The sequence below is a fragment of the Mucilaginibacter sp. genome, from assembly GCF_039925265.1.
Taxonomy (GTDB): Bacteria; Bacteroidota; Bacteroidia; order Sphingobacteriales; family Sphingobacteriaceae; genus Mucilaginibacter.
Genome location: NZ_JBDSZG010000038.1, coordinates 80,600 through 98,010 on the forward strand (window position 1 = coordinate 80,600; position 17,411 = coordinate 98,010).

Below are 17,411 nucleotides of genomic sequence, written 5' to 3' on the forward strand. Positions count from 1 at the left end.
AACGGCTATTGATGAGCAACGACAAGGAAAGCGTATTGGCTGTTGCCCGAAACGAAAAGCAACCGTCGGATGCTAAAGAGATCATCAAAGACCCCATGTATCTTGAGTTTTTAGGATTACACCGTGAAGCATCCTATTATGAAAAAGACCTGGAGCAAGCTATCATTACACATTTGCATGATTTTTTACTGGAAATGGGCAACGGTTTCGCTTTTGTAGCCAGGCAGAAACGATTACATATAGAGGGCGACGAGTTTTTTATCGACCTTGTTTTTTACAATCGTCTTTTACAATGTTTTGTGGTTATAGAAATAAAGACCACAAAATTCACGCATCAGGATATTGGCCAGCTACAGATGTATGTAAACTACTATGACCGGTTCGAAAAGAAAGACTTTGAAAATCCAACCATCGGCATTTTACTATGTGCAGAAAAAAACAATGCCGTCGTAAAGATTTCCCTGCCGGAAAACAATAAAACCATTTTTGCAAGTGAATATAAACTGTATTTACCTACCGAACAGCAACTAATAGAAGAGGTTGAAAAAGAGATAGAAAAAAGAGTGTAATTAAGTATTTTAGTTTAGCGAAGTGATTGTTCAATGCTTTCATAAAACAAGAAAATGGTAAGCAAAACATGGCTCTCTTTCAAGCGAAGCCAATAATGCAGCTAATTATTAATGGGGTACATAAAAAGAGCCACCTGTTACCGGGTGGCTCTCATAAATTTTCATTAAGTGTAAACTACGCTGAATTAGATAGCAGTTATCTGCTTAGCTGCACCGGCAACCGCGATGCTCTTGTTTTCGTAAAGGTGAATCACAGCCAGGTTGTTGCGGGTAACGTTCTGTTCAACCTCCCTGTTAAGGTTAAGTTCTTCGGCAGCACCGTTAATTTCAGCCTTTGCGTTGTTCTTAACCAATAAAGTCAGTTTATAAGCGTCCAGGGTTAATTTTGCCTGGGCATTATCGTGCAGCTCTACACTGAACTCAATTTTCGACAAAGTGCCAAAAGAGATGATCTGTGAATTGTCGAACATGGATACCGAACGAAGGCCGTTAGCCTTTACCCAGATCACCAATTTTTCGTCTTTGTAAGAAGAGATGCGTAGTACACCATTTTTGTTTTGGATAAGCGCGCTTTCAGCGTAATACTTGTTGTACACTTTTATCACATCGGCAGGGGCATCGGTAATAAAGAGCTGCACGTTGCCATGAACTTCTATGCTGTTGATAGCACCTACATCTTCTAAAATGGTGAAAGCTTCGTCTTTGGTTGTATTTGCGTAAGCAGAGTTGAATGATCCTAAGGCAACGATGATCATTGCGGTAAGGAATAGATTTTTAATTTTCATTGTAATATTTATTTTAAGGTTGTTAGTGTTACTTGTATATACCTTATTCAAATACAAGTAAACTACAAGGCCTTTTGCGCTATTCTGGGGCAGTGGTTTCTATGCCTTGTAATTCTCCGCAAAGGTGGGGTTTATTAAGATTGTAAAAATCATCTTAGTGTAATAAATACACTATTAAAATAAAGATAAAAACTCCCCTTATTATTAATTTAAATGCTCTTTTATAGGTAATTATGAACCTTAAATTATCGATTTTGCATTTTAGAGATACGTGCTTTATTTCCCGGACGGAGATTTCCCATAATTTCGGCGGCGTAAAATGCGATGGAGGTAATTATTTTTTTAGAAAAATTTGTGGTGAACAGGGCGGATTTATACCGTTTTTTTGGTTTGCCAACAGTTGGCAGCCCGTATCAAAACTTCCTTATCATTTCTATGTGTTCTATCCCATCCTCATCGTAGGTGTCACCTTCAGTAACGAAGCCCAGTGATTGGTAAAACGGTAGCGCGTAGGTTTGCGCGCCAATACGGATGGTCTGCTGGCCAAACAGATCTGCACAGCCTTGTATGGCCAGTTCCATCACCTTTCTGCCTAAGCCACTACCTCTAAAAGCAGGCGAAGTGACTACCCGCCCAATGGCCGGCTCCAAGTATGATAAACCTGCGGGCACCAATCTGCTATAAGCCGCAAGCTCATTATCGGCATATAACAGCAGGTGATGGCATTGCTGGTCCTTATCGTCCTGGTCTAAAAACACACAATTTTGTTCTACCACAAATACCTCGCTGCGCAGGCGGAGGAGTTGGTAAAGCTCGTCTACGTTAAGCTGGTGGAAGGGGAGGAGTTTATGGGTGAGGTGCATGGGATGGGTGTTTTGGGGCGAAAATAATTGAATAATTTGAATCTTCCGTGCCTTCCATGCCTTTGTTGGTCTTGTGACTAATAAAGCCGGGGTATCAATAGTTTTGAAATCGTAAGATTCGATCATGATGGCACCCTGATTTGAAATGTTTTTTCTTATTTCGATGGTCATCAAGATTAGCGAAAGGTTTAGTTTCCTTATTTTTGCATTTAAAATCTAAACCCATGTCAAAAAAAAATTTACTTGTTGAAAAACATCCATTTCCCTCAACCTTAACCGATTTGTGGGTTCAATATACCTGGCAAATCTGGCTATTGAAATCAACTGGTACTAAAACGAATGTTAAGATAATTTATTCATGGGTCATAGCTAATTACGAAAATTTTCAGGGTTGGCGTTCGGTCACGTCAGTAGGTAATATGAATGTGCCGATGTCAGCGGGAAAGACTGCCAGGGTAGAAGTACTAAAAGCGGAATTTATCGGTTCCGGAAATGATATCAAACATTACATTACAGAATTACTTGAGGGGAAGCTGTTGAGTGAAGTACAGCTTGCCGACGAAAATGTGCTTGTACCGTCTGAGTTAAATAATATTGCGTTTGGTATCGATAAAAACGATGTCAACCTGAAATATGTTTCGAGACCCGAGGTGATGTTACCAATGGAGCATTTGCTGATCCCCTGGTCAAGTAAGTCTACGCCAAGCCCCGCGGGTTATAGTATTTTTGTTAGTGAACTTTTCTTTTTGCCAAAATTGGATATTTTTAATGTGCTGCCAGCGGATGTCAACGATGAAAAATTCGTTGATATTATTAAGTGGGTTAGTGAGCAATTGAACTTAACTACCGGGTTAAGGTTCATTAAGGACAGCGCACCAAGACTGGGTAATGTGGAATGGTTCCGCTTACCTGCCGCAGATGCAGAACTTCGACCTTTGGTGCAGTATCGGGTGATAAAGAACGGGAATGGTGTGGCCAAACAAATACAGGCCTTTTTAAAACCGCAAAATAAAGGTCCAAAGGAAGTGTTGGTAAGATGCCGAATCATGAACGGTGAGGAATTAGCTTTGGACGAAGTAAAAAAAGGAACTTGGACTAATACTGAACTTGTTTTTGATTTTTTTTCTTTGCAACCAGTATCAGAAGTTCAGCTTACGGTTTGGGAACTTGAAAGCGGTTCGGAAACCGCACGGATTCTCTTTGAAGACTCAAATGTGCTAATCCGGACCATTAGTACCACGATGTCAATTGTGCAAAGTCAAATCAATTCAGGTCGCATTAATCTGCTGGACAAACTTGATAGTAGGGAACAAAACAAACCTGTCGAACTCGCCAGCTTTCATCGGACGGCGCGCGCTTCCATTGTCAATTCCGGAGGATATAAACACGACCCATGGGTCAGTTCATCGCGTGAAATAATTGATTTCATGAAAAAAATATATCCTGAACCCTCAGGCGCAAAATTTTTTATCAATGGATGGGACGAAAAATTAAATGCATCCGGCCAATTGTCGTTTTTTCAATGGATCATGGAAATCGTCAATACTCCGGAAAGCGGAAGTTTACTCTTGATCGATCCGTTTTTTGACAAGGATGGTATAGAAATATTTGCCAACGCGCAAACTTCAAACAAGAAGTTCAGGGTTTTGACCTGTACTCAGCATCGTGTTAAATCAAAGAGCAAAAGAACCTCTGGCGTCCTCACAGATCCTGCAAAAAAAATTCAGGCTAACTGCCGGGCGTGGGCACCACTTTTTACCGGAATAAATATTACCATAACTGATCTGACCAGTCCAGACGGAGGTAAAAAACAACTTTTCCATGACCGTTATATCATAGTTACCGATGACAAGGGTTTCGCTACAAAGGGTTATCACTTGTCTAATTCCCTTCAGGGCGCAACTCGCAAAGAACCAATTTTAATCACACTTATACCACCTGATGTTCTTCCGGAAGTGTTAAAATATATGGGTGATTTGCTGGATGCAACCAAAGTGGGCACTTCAAAGAAAACCACTTTGGTCACATTGTTTCAAGTACCCGAGACAAGTAAAGTGATTTCGACGTCAGCAGCATTGAATAATCCAAACTTTAACAAAAGCTTACAAGAAATTCCCCAAGCTGCATACTTATTCGCAAACCTGTATAATGAAAGCAGATTAAGAAAGGCTAATCTGGCTGAACTTCAAACTTTCGTGCAAGATCAGGGCCTGTTCGCTGACGACAGCTCGTCCCTTGAACTTTACAAAATAAATCCGTCACAAATAAGCCATTTTGCAAAAATCCTGAATAAAGCATCACAAAGAAAATTTAATAAATTGATGCTCTCGTTCGGCCAAGCTATGGCCAGGTCAATATATTATTCGACAGATTATAATGTTGTAAATGAACTGCAAAAGAATTTGAAACAGAAGCCGACGATAGCTGAAAAATTAGTCGCTTTCGTATTAGATATCAAACCAAAGAAAAATCCAAATAATCGATATAAGCATTATCTAATTTATATCGATGGAAATTTTGAAGGTATTTTCCACGCTACCCATAGCCAAATCAATTATATGGGCGGTGACTTTTTCGGCGTTCCATATGATTGTTATTACGCTTGTAAAATATTAGTCAAAGGACTACCGAAAACCGCTGTTAAATTATTGGAACGCCTGATAAACCAAGCCGCGGCGGGGGGGTGGAACGAAGCAGACGTCAACTTAACCGGGATAATGCTGTTGATTTCTACCATTAACCATCTGTTCCTGCGTTATTATACCGTTGCCGAAAGGCATATACAAACAGAATTTCTATCGTCATCTGATTATAAGATTAGGGCGGCTGCCAGTGCCGGCCTTCTAATGGGCGTCACCTCATCTTATCATCATCAAGAATTTGATGATGTAAACCAACTACTAAAAAATACATTGCCAGATGATGAATACCGTTTGGCTATCAGCTCTATTGCCCACAATGTCCGTCTAAATAGAGCATTACCGCAAGAAGAGCTTATGACAAAACTCTACGCTGCTTTAATCGCAAATTGGAGCGGAGAGACAAACTTGATGGAAAGAATAATACAGGTGCTTTCAGGCCCGCTAAAATATTCTTACAGTTACAGCATCAGTGAATACTTCCTTAACCCGTTAATAGCGACGCGCTACATAGACCATCAATGGGTCTTCGGATTTTGGAATAAATTGTTTACCAACAAGCTCAGCTATCACGAGTATTTAAAAAAGAAAACAGATCACTATAGCGAACATACAGACGCTGAACTTACAAAAACCATCAGTTATTATTTCACAAAATTATCTGCTGAAGAGCAAATAACTATCGTCGACGATTGGATAAGATCGATAGCGCCATTTTGGGCATATTTATCCCAACCCTTCCAACAGCAAATTAATTTTTACATTTATGACGGCGCGGCCGAGCGTGCTTATTGGATAAAAGTGTTGTTTGAACACATGAAAGAAACTCGGCTGCTGCTGCCGGAACCGCTTAACCTCATTAATCAATTCCTGAAACAATATGAATTAGAGATAGCCAAAGCAGAAAAGTATGTCACTTCAAGAGGCTATTCACCAATAAGTAGTTTAAAGCAGTCCCTGTAAATACCCGACAGATAGCTCTACCTGGTTATTCCTCGCTTTTGTCGGTATTGCTACCAACAATACCCTATACTCCCCGTCCCACCATCTCAATCGCCCTGTTGGTAACAATATTCTCAATCTGCAACAACTGCTCGGCGGTTAACTGCTTCAAATTTTCCTGGCTCAGGATGGTGTTGTTGATCTGGATGTAGTTCTTTTGCTCGTTCACAACGGTGTGGGTGCTGTTTTTATTGATGGCGCCAACCATCTCAAAATAAAGCCGGGCGGCCTTCATGTCGCCTTTGCGGGCAAACCTGAATACGTTGGCCAGTATTTCGTGACTCATCAATTTAAACTGCTCCGCTTCGGCAATAAATTCCGGGTGCGTTCTGTATTCCTCAAAATGTTTGGCTACGGTTTGCCGGCTTAGTCCGGTTTCTTCGGCTATCGCGTTTTTTGTGGGCATAACCCCATGGTGTTGCATAAAACCCGAAACGGCGCTGCAGATGATGGTATGATTGTATTCCCACACATCGCTTTTTGTACTCTCGGGCAGGATAGCATCTATCTTTGCCAGGATCCGGTCCCTTTCTGTGCCTTTGGCGTTTGCCAGTAACCGGGTAAGCCGTTTCTGGAGAATTTTCCTTTCGGCCGTGGTGAGGTCTTCAATATCTTTTACGGTAATTTTCTTTAGCGCGAGCAGTCCGTCGATCCTGCGTTTCGAAGTTTTAGGCACCGCGAGGGAGGTTGTTTTTTCATTCATCTTATTCTGTATTTTTAAAAGTAAATATACAGAATATTCTTTATTTATACTAATATTTTTAGTTAAAAAAAATGCGAAAATATGTTAACCCTAACTTTTTGCAATCAATTGATTATCAGGTATTTAAAAATTTGATTTTGAAATTGTGTTAAGCTATGTTAACCCTATTTGCACCGTCAAAACCTATACAGAGCTCGTGCTAAAACTTAGGGTCGAAATTGAAATAGATAGGGTTAGATAGGCCTACCATGGTTCCGCTTAGCGCCATCGCTCCGGGAACCTGGGGATAGGGCGTGCCCGGGCCATCCACCGTTACCCGGTAATAAGTTCGCCCGAGTATTTTTGGGGTATCTGTAAACTCTACCGATGGCATTTTGCCGTCAACTTCAAACGTGCCGAATTTACCGCCATCTTTAATTACAGTAATGGTAAACTTACCATCCGGAATGTGTTCCCCGGTAAGCTGAACGCGAAACTTAATAGGCTTGCCCGTCGCTTTAGCGTTATCGCCCATCATCATATCCATGGTGCCATCCTGGTTAAGGTCGGCATGAAATTCAACGCGGGGAGCATAGGGGTTAGCGCTGATGGAAACCCTGCCGTTTGTGAGCGCGTCAATCACCGCCTGCGAGGTGCGCTCTTTAGCAAAAACCCAGGTGGTTGGCGTGCCTACATAGTTTGCGTTTCGCTGGCCGCTGTTGCTTGTTGCCTTATCCGGCGAATCCGGCGTTCCGTGATGGGCGTCGCTTCCGCCTCTGCCGGTAAGTTTGCGACCCGAGGATAGCATATCGTCCCAGATCATGATGGCGTTGGCATTTTTGCTCCAAATTACCGAGTTCCAAACTTCTATAGAGTTAACCAGGTCATAAGAGTACCCAAAATTGTCTTTCCCGCTGGGATGGTTGGCTGAGAGATGGATCCCAAGTTGTCTCTTTATCCTGCCTATCACCGTGTCCCGCTGATCGCGAACGTTGTAAAGCAACTGATGGTTGTAAGGTTTTGCGGAGAATACATTGCCATGCCCGCGTGTGGTGGTCCATTCCGCGCCATATAGTAACAGCACAGAGTCTGATTTGAATTCCGGATCCGTCCAGGTGTTATGCGCAACATCGCCGTCCACGTGGTTATCATGATCGGTGATGCAAATAAAATCCATCCCAACAGATTGTGAGAACGCGAGGATCTTTGCAACAGAATTATTAGATGATTCTTTACTGTGGCTGGAATGGATATGAAGTTCGCCCTTTAGCCAAACACCTTTTGTAAGGCTGGCGATAGGGGGCAGGGTGCCAACATCTTTAACAGCCCATGGATTTTTACCTGTTGATTGTGCCGACACGGGGTTGCTAATAAAAAGACCGGCGACAAGCAGTATTATACTAAAGATACCTGGAACAAGGGTTTTTGTAAAGTTGTTTTTAAACATGATATAGAGGATGATCAATATAAATATCGATGTAACATTAGTGGGCAATGGTACAAAAAATGATGTAAACTAATTTTTATCAAAATGTAATTTTAAATATAAAGTTGTATTCGCTATTGTTCAATTAATAAAAGCGTTCTCATTAAATTCCGAAACCTTTTCTGGCTATATTGCCGTAAACATGCGGTGGCAACTTCAATTTTAATTTTTTATTAACGGAGTGTTAACCTAACGTAACTTATTTGAAATTTAAAGTATAGGCAATTGCAAATGTTATTAATATGCTAACGGATAGTTGGTGTTTTGATAATAAAGCATGCTTTACTTTGCATTTAATTTAAATAGATTCTGCATCACAAATAATCACCCTTATGAAACAAATTTACCATCGCTTTATTAATGGTCTAAGCCACCATTCCAGGCAATGGATAATGCTGCTATGCGCTATTGTTTTCAGCGTATCGCCTGCATTGTCGCAAACTGGCCGTACCATCAGAGGTACCGTTACCGACGAAAAAAATCAGCCGCTTCCCGGTGTTTCTGTGTTAGTTGCAGGGACCAATACCGGCGTTATGACCGACGTTAACGGCGCTTACTCGTTAAGTGTAACGGGTAACATCGTTACGCTTAAATTTAGTTTTATTGGTTACCTGCCTAAAGACGTGAAAGTTGGTGCCGACAATACTGTAAACGTAAGCTTGCTGCCCGATGCAAGGCAATTAAAGGATGTTGTTGTAATAGGTTACGGTACATCCAGTAAAAAAGATGTAACCGGTGCCATAACATCGGTAAAGGCAGAAGAGTTTAACGCTGGTGTTTTAACTACCCCGGCTGAATTATTGCAGGGAAAAGTTGCCGGTTTAAACATCACCAAAAGCGGCGACCCTAACAAACAACCTGCTACTATACTGCGTGGCCCGTCTACCTTACGCGAAGGTGCCGCACAGCAGCCATTTTATGTAATTGACGGTGTACCGGGTGCTTCTATAGACCTGCTTGCCCCAGCCGATATTGAAAGCATCGACGTTTTAAAAGACGCATCTTCTACAGCTATCTACGGTTCGCGTGCGGCAAACGGGGTAATTATTGTTACCACGCGCAGATCAAGAGCCGGCCAAACCAGGCTTACGTACAGCGCGTACGGCGCAATGGAAAAGGTATCTAAAAGTATCGATATGCTAACCGCCGATGAACTGCGCAAATATCTTGCAGATAACGGCGTGGCTCCTTTAGCAAAACCATTGGATGATGATGGTTCAAATACCAACTGGCAACAACTTGCTCAAAAGACAAGCTATTCGCAAAATCATAACCTTTCCTATAGTGGTGCGGGCAATAACGCCGAATATGGCGCAAGTGTTAACTACTTTAAAAACGATGGTATATTAAAGAACACCAGCCTGGAGCGTACGATTTTTAAAGGATATATCAACCAGCGTTTTTTTAACGACAAGCTTAAACTGGGTATAACCATTACCAATAGCGGTACCAAAAGCGATGATATAGTACAAAGCCAGGTCCTATCGGGTATATTGTTCTACCTGCCAACAGTAAGCCCTTTTAACCCGGATGGCAGCTACAAAGAAAACTTTGCCCGTACCGGTAGTGGTACTTTAAACCCTTTATCGTTAATTGATAACAACTTTATCAAAACGGATAATAACAAAACGCTTATTAACGGCTTCGCCTCGGTGGATATATTAAAAGGCCTGAAATTTACATTGAACGGATCAACGCAAAAAGATCAGAACAACGTAAACACTTACTTTAACAGCAAATCGGGTCTGGCCGTTGGTTTGGGCGGTGTTGCTAACCGCACTGCTTACAAAAGCACCAGCGATGTAGTTGAAGCGTTCTTAAATTACGACAGGGAGTTTGGGCTTCACAGCGTTAAGTTATTAGGCGGTTACTCTTACCAGCAAGACCGCACCAACGATGGTTTTGGCGTGCAAACCCAGGGTTTTTCTAATGATAATTTAACTTTCAACAACCTTTTCCTGTCTAACCCAAGCAACCTGGCACAGATCAAGTTTGACCCTAACTATATCTCAACCCTGAGGTTGATCTCTTACTACGGACGTGTGCAATATCAGTACAACGATAAATACTTATTCCAGGCATCGTTAAGGGAAGATGGTTCATCGGCCTTCGGTATCAACCAGCGCCACGGTTACTTCCCGGCAGCATCTGTTGGCTGGAGAATTATCAGCGAAAAGTTCATGGAAAAACTTCCGGTGATAAGCGACCTTAAACTGCGCGCCGGTTACGGTGTATCAGGTAACAGTTTAGGTTTTGATGCGTTTACCGCGCAGTTGATCTACGGGATCCCTCCGGGTGGTGGTAAATTCCTTAATAACGGTGTAATTACCAACCCTATTGGCCCTGTGCGTAATGATAACCCTGATTTGAAATGGGAAAGTACGGCCACTACCAACATCGGTTTAGATTTTGGTTTATTTAACAATCGTTTAACAGGTTCGGTAGATTACTATATCAAGAAAACATCCGACCTGATCTACACCTACCAGGTATCAACTACACAATACTTTTACCCGTTGCTAACGGCTAACGTTGGTAAAATAAAAAACAGCGGTATCGAGGTAGTTTTAAATGCTATCCCGGTAAAATCGAAAAGCTTTACCTGGCGCACATCGTTTAACGTGTCGCATAATAAAAACGTAGTAGAGAGTTTATCAAATGCCACGTTTGCGGTTAATAACATCCAATCTGCGCAATTGGGCGGTAAAGGGCAATCGGGTAACTACAGCCAGGTTATACAGCCGGGTTATGCTATTGGTACCTATTACTTATGGCACTACCTGGGTAAAAACGCCAATGGTGTAAGTACCTATCAAAAAGCCGACGGCAGTACTACCGCAGCCCAGCCGCTCACAACCGATCAGCGCATCACCGGCAACGCTCAGCCAAAATTCGTTTATGGCTGGAGCAATAGCTTCAATTACAAAAGCTTCGATTTCAACTTCCTGGTACGCGGTGTTTATGGCAACCAGATCTTGAACGCTACGCTTGCATCATTAAACAACCCGGCCGATTCGAAATTCCAGAATATCCCGCGGTTTACTTTAGGCGAATCTTTTAAAGATATTAATGGTTACCTCATCTCTGATCGTTTCCTGGAGAGCGGCTCATACCTGCGTTTAGATAACGCTACCCTGGGTTACACCATCAGGCCCAATGTGAAGGCTATCAAAAATATCCGCCTGTACCTTTCGGGCAATAACATCTTTGTGATCACTAAGTACCGTGGCGTAGACCCTGAAATAAACATCGGTGGCTTAACCCCGGGGATTGATAATAAAGATTTTTATCCTAAAACCCGCACGTTCAGTGTAGGTGTAACCGCTTCATTTTAAACATCCATATCAATAAATACAGATGAAAAAGATATTTATATTATGTGCCAGCATTGCAGTCCTTGCCGGCGCCTACTCCTGCACAAAATTAGATGTGCCGGTAGAATCGCAGTACGTTAAGTCAAATTTCCCGGTTACCGATGCTGATTATAACGCGTTATTAGGTACCATTTACTCCAATTTATCTTCTAACTACGCGGTGCCTTACTGGCGTATGCAGGAGCTTTCTACAGATGAGGCTATATTGCCGGCCCGTGATGGTAACTTTGATGATGGTGGCCAGTACCGCCAGTTGCATTATCACACCTGGACCTTTGACCACCCAAATGTTATTACTATTTGGCAGTGGGGCTTTGGTGGTGTTAATACCTGTAACCGTATTATCAGCCTTATTAACGCTTCGCCTTCTACCGAAGCAAAGAAGGCATCAACCATTGCCGAAGTAAGGGCCATGCGTGCGCTCTATAACTACTTTATGATGGATCTGTACGGTAATATCCCGCTCATCACCGAGTTCCCGGTAGCCACGCAGCCCGCCACCCAAACCCGTGCAAAAGCTTATGAATACATTGAAAGCGAACTGAAGAGCGTGGTACAGCTATTGCCTGCAAAAACCAGCGCTAATGCCACTTTAACTTATGGCCGCCCTACCAAAGCAATGGCGTTTGCCCTGTTAGAGAAAATGTATTTAAACGCACAGGTTTACACCGGTACAGCCAAATATACCGAGGCTGTTGCCATGGCTGATAGTGTTTTAAAGAACACCAACTACAGCCTTGATGCCAAATACCGCGATATATTTTTGCCAAACAATGGCCCGCAAATAAATGAAACCATATTCGCTATTCCTTACGATCAGCAAATACCGGGTAACCAGTTCACCCGTTTTGGTTTCTTTTACTACCTGGTACAGGCTTACGGGTTTAATGTTGGTTTAAGTATAGCCATGAGCACCACGCCTGAGTTTTACAACAGGTTTAACTTAGCAGGCGATGCACGAACTAAAACATGGCTGGCCGGCCCGCAATTTGCACCGGATGGTAATGGAGGTTTTACAAGCCAGCCGGTTTACTACCCCGGCACTACCACGCAGATAGTTATAGAACCTAAACTAACGCTGGTACCGGGCAAACCGATGGACCTTGGTAATACCATAGCCAGCCAATCGGAAGGTGTACGCTCGATGAAATATTATCCCGATCCTACAATTATACAGGCCACCCGTTTAAATGGTAATGATGTACCTGTTTTCCGGTTGGCCGATGTAATGATGATGAAAGCCGAAGCTATTTTGCGTGGAGCTGCAGCAACATCTGTTAACGGCGAGTTACAAACACCAGATGTATTGATCAACAAGATCCGCGCCCGTGCCGGTGCACCTGCAGTTGCCGGCATAGATCTGGCCGGTTTGCTGGATGAGCGTGCCCGCGAGTTTTCATGGGAAGCATGGCGCCGTAACGACCTGATCCGTTTTGGACAGTATGAAGTAGAGTACCCGTTACCAAACGACGTACTTACCATGAATAAAGATGTTAACCGCAGGCTTTTCCCAATACCTGCGCAGGAAATTAAACTTAACCCAAACCTGGTTCAAAACCCCGGTTATTAATTAGCAAATAAACAAAGCATTACAGCCCCGGTTCTTGAGCCGGGGCTGTTTTAAATTTTATCTACCATGAAATTCACATTCGGTTTATTAGCTATTGGGCTTTTAGCATTAGCAAATTCAGGCAACCCTGCCGATAATGTCCCGATCAACCACATACAGGTTATCGGTTCGCACAACAGTTACAAAAGGGCTATCGACCCAAAACTGTTCAAAATATTGCAGCATTCAGATTCTGTTGCCATGAGCAAAATAGATTATAGTCACATCAGCCTTACCGATCAGCTTAACTTAGGCTTGTTAGATCTGGAAATAGATGTGTACGCGGATACGGCAGGGGGGAAGTACGCGCATCCCAAAGGGTTAGATTGGGCACCCGGCCAACCGGCATACGACACCGAAGGCTTGATGAAACAGCCCGGCTTTAAGGTATTCCATATCCAGGATATCGATTTCAGGAGCAATTGCCCTACGTTTAAAGGTTGTTTGCAGGAACTGAAGAAATGGTCGGAGGCGCACCCGGATCATAACCCCATTTTTATCACCATGAACGCTAAGGATGAAGTAATGAAAAGGCCGGGATTTACCGTGCCGGATAAGTTCACCTCATCAATTTACGATAAACTGGACAAGGAAATTGCCGATAATTTGGGTTTGGAGCATGTAATTACACCGGATAATGTAAGAGGCAAATACAATACCCTGGAAGAGGCTGTACTGCACCAAAACTGGCCTGTATTAAAGCAGGCAAAGGGCAAATTTATTTTCCTGCTGGATGAAACAGAGCCTAAACTTAGCGAATACATCAAAGGCCATTCTTCGCTTAAAGGCAGGGTGCTTTTTACCAACTCAGAACCGGGAACACCTGAAGCTGCTATCTACGTGATGAATAACGCTAAAAAGCAGCTTGCACAAATATCAAGGCTGGTTAAAAAAGGCTACATCATCCGCACCCGTGCAGATAGCGATACCCAGGAAGCCCGCGATAACGATAAAAGCAGTTTTAACGCGGCGATGCTGTCGGGCGCGCAAATCATCTCTACAGATTATTATAAAAAAAGCGAGCAATTTAAATCTGAGTATACCATTTCCTTTGTCGATGGGAAGTATTTCAGGTTAAACCCACTATTCAAACCTGCCAAGTAAATTTATACCTTTCCATAATATCGCCATAAGCCGTTAAAAAAAGCCATCAAATAATGCCATGAAACGCAGAAACTTTATCAAGAACACCGCGCTTACTACACTGGGCGCATCGCTTATCAGCCCTATGGTCACTTTAGCAGCCGCCCCAATAGTTACCCACCTGGAAAGTGACGATCTGTCCAAATCGGTTTTAAAGGATGAATTTGATGTGCATTTTATAGCCATTGGCGATTGGGGCCGCAACGGCGAATACGATCAGTTAGAGGTTGCCAAACAAATGGGCACGTGGGCCGCAAACAATCCCAATAACTTTGTAATTTCTGTGGGAGATAATTTTTATCCACGGGGTGTGGTGAGCGAAATGGACCCGCTGTGGCATTATTCATTCGAAAATATCTATACCGCCCACTCGCTCCAGTGCGACTGGTATCCTGTTTTAGGCAATCATGATTATGGCTCGGAACCCGAAGCACAAGTGCGTTATAGCAAAGTGAGCCGCCGGTGGAATATGCCGGCGTTATATTATTCAAAAGAATTTGCGCTGGGTAAGGCCGGCGACAAGGTTTTAATGCTGATGATAGATACCGACCCCATGCTGCATGAAAACAGGAAGGAGCAGGTGGCAGAACAAATGAAATGGATAAACCAAACGCTTGAAAGCGCCTCTGCGGATGTGAAGTGGAAAATTATTGTAGGCCACCATCCGTATTACACCGTAGGCCCGCGCATAAAAAATTATGATACCTTAACCGTAAGGGAAAAGCTTGCCCCGGTTTTTGAGGCGCATAAGGTTGATGTTTACTTATCCGGCCACGACCATTCTCTGCAGCACTTAAAGCCCGAAGGTTTTACGCACCAATTCATCTCCGGTGCCGGTTCCGAACTAACAGATGTAAGTACCGGGATCTCGTATAGCCGTTTTCAGGCTTCCGACCATGGCTTTATGTCCTTCGCTTTAAACAATAAAAAAATAATGGTTAAAGCCATAAACGCCGCTGGCAAGGTTTTATATCAAACAGAACTCAATAAATAAGTTTGAATGATTTTAAAAATGGCCCGGGTGCTGAAGCCGCTATTTAATTAAGCAAGTTTCCAGTCGGGCCTTTCAAAGTGGCAGGTATAGCCGTATGGGTTTTTCTGCAGGTAGTCCTGGTGCTCGGCTTCGGCATTCCAAAAATCAGTTGCCGGTACCACTTCGGTAACTATTTTGCCGGGCCATACGCCGGAAGCGTCCATTTCCGCGATCAATGCGTTCGCGGTTTCACGCTGGCTTTCATTCAGGAAGAAAATGGCAGAACGATAAGACGCGCCGATGTCATTTCCCTGCCTGTTGCGCGTAGTTGGATTGTGGATCTGGAAAAAATACTCCAGGAGTTTGCGATAGGATAACTGTTCGGAATCAAAAGTAACCTCTATGCCTTCGGCGTGTGTGCCGTGGTTCCGGTAAGTAGCATTAGGCACATCGCCGCCCGTGTAGCCCACAACGGTTGAAGCAACACCAGGGTATTGCCTGATCAGTTCCTCTACACCCCAAAAACAACCACCGGCCAAAATGGCCTTTTCAATATTCATAACGCTTTATTTTTTGTACCATAAAGGTAGGGTACAATTGGGCAAGTAGCAAATATAGAGGCTATGGCATGCTGCCTTTTTACCTATAGATGATATCAATAAGTTGCATTACGCCTCTGCTTAGGAGAGCTGTCGGGCTACTTTCGAAAGTAAATAATCTAAGTCAAATGGTTTAGCGACAAAATCATCCGGGCCCCCCTTAGTATGTAATGATTCCGATAGGTTATGTGTGCCGGAGATCAGGATAACCGGCAGGGCAGCTGTTAATTTGTTTGCCTTAATGTTTTCGCATATCACCCGGCCATCCATGCCGGCAAGCATAACGTCCATCAAAACCAGGTTGGGCTTAAAATTTTTGATATCGTCAAAAATGGTTTTACCATTCGTTAATGCCCTGGTTTCGTACCCGGTGTCTGCTAAAATGAAAGATAGAATTTCGAGGATGTCAGGATCATCATCTACGATCAGTATTTTTTTGCTCATGGTGTTTCTTCGAAATATTAAAACGCTGTTACGAAACCTCTATACCGCAGGAATGGTGAACCTCACCGTAGTACCTGCTCCAATGGTACTTTCCACATCTATCTGCCCACCGTGTTGGCTCACAAAGTCGCTCACCAGGAAAAGGCCGAGCCCGCTTCCTTGTTCATTATTAGTGCCTGCCTGCGATCGTTGATCGGGGTTTCTGAATAGCCGCTCTTTTGTATCTGTGCTCATCCCAATGCCGGAGTCTTCGACGAAGATACAGGCCATTTGCTCCGTTCGTTTTGCGTTTACAACTATCGAACCGCCATCGGGCGTATATTTAATGGCATTGGTTACCAGATTTTGAACAATAGACCGAAGCATCAGCGTATCTGCCATAACTTCTATATCTTTAGGTGTATGGTTCTGTAATCTGATCTTCTTTTGATGGGCATTGGCCTTTAGCAGTTCCAGCGACTCTTCAATACCTTGTGCCAGCGGTATTTTTTCGGGGTAAAAACTGGTTTTTTGGCTTTGTTTTTTAGCCCAATCTATTACATCATTTAGTTGATTGAGGAGTTTGTTAGAGGTGCGGTAAATTATCTGCGATAATTGTTTAACCTGGCGCTGATTCAGATTCTCCGGGTCTGTGTTCAATTTTTCTGCAGATGCCAGTAGCGCTGTTAGCGGGTTACGCAGATCATGCGACATTACCGAAAGGAATTTATCCTTAGAGAGGTTAAGCGCCTGCAGATCCCTGTTCATGCTTTCGAGGGCCAAAGTACGTTCCAGCACCCGTTGTTCCAGCTCGTGGTTGAGTTGCACCAGGTCGTTATTGATTACCTGTAGCTTTTCTTCCTGCCTCCTTAATAACCGGTTTTTTTTGTAGAGCTCGGCAAATACGGCCACTTTCGACCGGAGTATTTCTGCGTTAAAAGGCTTTCTGATAAAATCTACCGCGCCTGCCTGGTATCCCTTAAACATCGCGGCCTCTTCATAATCATGAGCCGTAATAAAAATAATAGGAATGTGCTTTAATTTATCTCTTTGATAAATCAGTTCAGCGGTTTCATACCCATCCATAATAGGCATTTTTACGTCCAGCAGTATCAGGGAAAAGTCGTCTTCATGCAACAATATCCGGAGCGCTTCGCGGCCCGAATTTGCCCTGGAAAACCTGTAAGCAGCGTTTTCCAACGCTACTTCCATGGATAACAGGTTGTTATCGTTATCGTCAACCAATAATATTTTTATAGGCATC

The 17,411-nt window shown here is 43.2% G+C and carries 13 protein-coding genes; 6 read left to right on the forward strand and 7 right to left on the reverse strand.

Annotated elements, in window-relative coordinates; translation table 11 throughout:
* The first annotated feature begins 11 nt into the window (after nt 1-11).
* Nucleotides 12-569 carry a DUF1016 domain-containing protein gene (locus ABIX36_RS17710; RefSeq protein ID WP_348083503.1) on the forward strand — a complete coding sequence of 186 codons (558 nt, stop codon included), beginning with the start codon at nt 12-14 and terminating at the stop codon, nt 567-569.
* Nucleotides 570-754: 185 nt separating this feature from the next.
* Here ABIX36_RS17710 and ABIX36_RS17715 read toward each other — a convergent pair whose 3' ends face one another.
* On the reverse strand, nt 755-1,354 hold the full coding sequence (locus ABIX36_RS17715; RefSeq protein ID WP_348083504.1) for a DUF2807 domain-containing protein: 600 nt from the start codon (nt 1,352-1,354) through the stop codon (nt 755-757).
* 413 nt (nt 1,355-1,767) lie between these two features.
* Nucleotides 1,768-2,388 (reverse strand): GNAT family N-acetyltransferase, encoded by a 621-nt coding sequence (locus tag ABIX36_RS17720; protein WP_348083505.1) that lies wholly within the window; start codon nt 2,386-2,388, stop codon nt 1,768-1,770.
* A 53-nt stretch (nt 2,389-2,441) separates the two neighbouring features.
* Here ABIX36_RS17720 and ABIX36_RS17725 point away from each other — a divergent pair, with 53 nt between their 5' ends.
* Nucleotides 2,442-5,819, forward strand: a complete 3,378-nt coding sequence (locus ABIX36_RS17725) for a VPA1262 family protein (protein ID WP_348083506.1) — start codon at nt 2,442-2,444, stop codon at nt 5,817-5,819.
* Nucleotides 5,820-5,883: 64 nt separating this feature from the next.
* Here the strand turns inward: ABIX36_RS17725 and ABIX36_RS17730 are convergent, their stop codons facing one another.
* Entirely contained in the window at nt 5,884-6,561 is a 678-nt protein-coding gene (locus tag ABIX36_RS17730) for a hypothetical protein (RefSeq protein WP_348083507.1), read from the reverse strand.
* 199 nt (nt 6,562-6,760) lie between these two features.
* Nucleotides 6,761-7,987 carry a CehA/McbA family metallohydrolase gene (locus ABIX36_RS17735; protein WP_348083508.1) on the reverse strand — a complete coding sequence of 409 codons (1,227 nt, stop codon included), beginning with the start codon at nt 7,985-7,987 and terminating at the stop codon, nt 6,761-6,763.
* A 371-nt stretch (nt 7,988-8,358) separates the two neighbouring features.
* Between ABIX36_RS17735 and ABIX36_RS17740 the strand changes: the two genes are divergently transcribed.
* The 4 genes from ABIX36_RS17740 to ABIX36_RS17755 all read left to right on the forward strand — a co-directional run bounded on the left by ABIX36_RS17740 (nt 8,359) and on the right by ABIX36_RS17755 (nt 15,146).
* Nucleotides 8,359-11,361, forward strand: a complete 3,003-nt coding sequence (locus tag ABIX36_RS17740) for a TonB-dependent receptor (RefSeq protein WP_348083509.1) — start codon at nt 8,359-8,361, stop codon at nt 11,359-11,361.
* Between the two features lie 22 nt (nt 11,362-11,383).
* Nucleotides 11,384-12,970, forward strand: a complete 1,587-nt coding sequence (locus ABIX36_RS17745) for a RagB/SusD family nutrient uptake outer membrane protein (protein WP_348083510.1) — start codon at nt 11,384-11,386, stop codon at nt 12,968-12,970.
* Nucleotides 12,971-13,036: 66 nt separating this feature from the next.
* Nucleotides 13,037-14,113 (forward strand): phosphatidylinositol-specific phospholipase C1-like protein, encoded by a 1,077-nt coding sequence (locus ABIX36_RS17750; RefSeq protein ID WP_348083511.1) that lies wholly within the window; start codon nt 13,037-13,039, stop codon nt 14,111-14,113.
* A gap of 58 nt (nt 14,114-14,171) precedes the next feature.
* Nucleotides 14,172-15,146: a tartrate-resistant acid phosphatase type 5 family protein gene (locus ABIX36_RS17755; protein WP_348083512.1), complete on the forward strand. Its 975-nt coding sequence runs from the start codon at nt 14,172-14,174 to the stop codon at nt 15,144-15,146.
* Nucleotides 15,147-15,193: 47 nt separating this feature from the next.
* On the opposite strand, the gene msrA is transcribed toward ABIX36_RS17755, so the two are convergent.
* The 3 genes from msrA to ABIX36_RS17770 form a co-directional block, all read right to left on the reverse strand.
* Entirely contained in the window at nt 15,194-15,685 is a 492-nt protein-coding gene (gene msrA / locus ABIX36_RS17760; RefSeq protein ID WP_348083513.1) for a peptide-methionine (S)-S-oxide reductase MsrA, read from the reverse strand.
* Between the two features lie 120 nt (nt 15,686-15,805).
* Entirely contained in the window at nt 15,806-16,168 is a 363-nt protein-coding gene (locus tag ABIX36_RS17765) for a response regulator (protein WP_348083514.1), read from the reverse strand.
* A 39-nt stretch (nt 16,169-16,207) separates the two neighbouring features.
* Nucleotides 16,208-17,410 carry a hybrid sensor histidine kinase/response regulator gene (locus tag ABIX36_RS17770; RefSeq protein ID WP_348083515.1) on the reverse strand — a complete coding sequence of 401 codons (1,203 nt, stop codon included), beginning with the start codon at nt 17,408-17,410 and terminating at the stop codon, nt 16,208-16,210.
* Between the last annotated feature and the right edge of the window lies 1 nt (nt 17,411).

Coding starts and splice junctions, on each gene's coding strand:
- ABIX36_RS17725 (WP_348083506.1), top strand. CDS start 2,442: ATGTCAAAAAAAAATTTACTTGTTGAAAAACATCCATTTCCCTCAACC.
- ABIX36_RS17770 (WP_348083515.1), bottom strand. CDS start 17,410: ATGCCTATAAAAATATTATTGGTTGACGATAACGATAACAACCTGTTA.
- ABIX36_RS17750 (WP_348083511.1), top strand. CDS start 13,037: ATGAAATTCACATTCGGTTTATTAGCTATTGGGCTTTTAGCATTAGCA.
- ABIX36_RS17730 (WP_348083507.1), bottom strand. CDS start 6,561: ATGAATGAAAAAACAACCTCCCTCGCGGTGCCTAAAACTTCGAAACGC.
- ABIX36_RS17715 (WP_348083504.1), bottom strand. CDS start 1,354: ATGAAAATTAAAAATCTATTCCTTACCGCAATGATCATCGTTGCCTTA.
- ABIX36_RS17740 (WP_348083509.1), top strand. CDS start 8,359: ATGAAACAAATTTACCATCGCTTTATTAATGGTCTAAGCCACCATTCC.
- ABIX36_RS17710 (WP_348083503.1), top strand. CDS start 12: ATGAGCAACGACAAGGAAAGCGTATTGGCTGTTGCCCGAAACGAAAAG.
- ABIX36_RS17720 (WP_348083505.1), bottom strand. CDS start 2,388: ATGACCATCGAAATAAGAAAAAACATTTCAAATCAGGGTGCCATCATG.
- msrA (WP_348083513.1), bottom strand. CDS start 15,685: ATGAATATTGAAAAGGCCATTTTGGCCGGTGGTTGTTTTTGGGGTGTA.
- ABIX36_RS17755 (WP_348083512.1), top strand. CDS start 14,172: ATGAAACGCAGAAACTTTATCAAGAACACCGCGCTTACTACACTGGGC.
- ABIX36_RS17735 (WP_348083508.1), bottom strand. CDS start 7,987: ATGTTTAAAAACAACTTTACAAAAACCCTTGTTCCAGGTATCTTTAGT.
- ABIX36_RS17745 (WP_348083510.1), top strand. CDS start 11,384: ATGAAAAAGATATTTATATTATGTGCCAGCATTGCAGTCCTTGCCGGC.
- ABIX36_RS17765 (WP_348083514.1), bottom strand. CDS start 16,168: ATGAGCAAAAAAATACTGATCGTAGATGATGATCCTGACATCCTCGAA.